Source organism: Sulfurimonas sp. C5 (assembly GCF_029872055.1).
In the GTDB taxonomy this organism is placed as follows: domain Bacteria; phylum Campylobacterota; class Campylobacteria; order Campylobacterales; family Sulfurimonadaceae; genus Sulfurimonas.
In genome coordinates, this window is record NZ_JARXNQ010000022.1 from 1 (window position 1) to 533 (window position 533).

The window sequence follows — 533 nt, forward strand, 5'->3', positions numbered from 1 at the left end:
ACTTCATCAATCATACCGTATTTTTTTGATTCTTCGGCACTCATGAAGTTATCACGATCAGTATCTTTTTCGATCGTTGCAAGTTTTTGACCTGTATTTGCAGCCAAAATCTCGTTGAGTTCTTGTTTCATACGTAATATCTCTTTAGCTTGGATTGCAATATCTGTAGCTTGACCTTGCGCTCCTCCTAAAGGTTGATGGATCATAATTCTAGCATGAGGAAGCGCATAACGTTTCCCTTTCTCGCCAGAAGACAATAGGAATGCTCCCATTGATGCAGCTTGACCTATACAAATAGTTACTACATTTGGACGAATGTAGTTCATTGTATCATATATTGCCATACCTGCTGTTACTACTCCACCTGGTGAATTGATATAGAAGTAGATATCTTTTTCAGGATCTTCTGCTTCTAAAAAAAGAAGTTGTGCTACGATTGTTGAAGCTACTGCGTCGTTCACTTCTCCGCTTAGCATTACGATTCTGTCTTTTAATAATCTTGAATAGATATCGTAGCTTCTCTCGCCTCGTCC

At 38.8% G+C, this 533-nt stretch carries 1 protein-coding gene; it reads right to left on the reverse strand.

Annotation, left to right across the window (positions count from 1 at the left end; genetic code table 11):
* Nucleotides 1–533, reverse strand: a 533-nt coding sequence (gene clpP / locus P6N22_RS10635; RefSeq protein ID WP_280332801.1) for an ATP-dependent Clp endopeptidase proteolytic subunit ClpP, incomplete at both ends; no start/stop codon positions are given.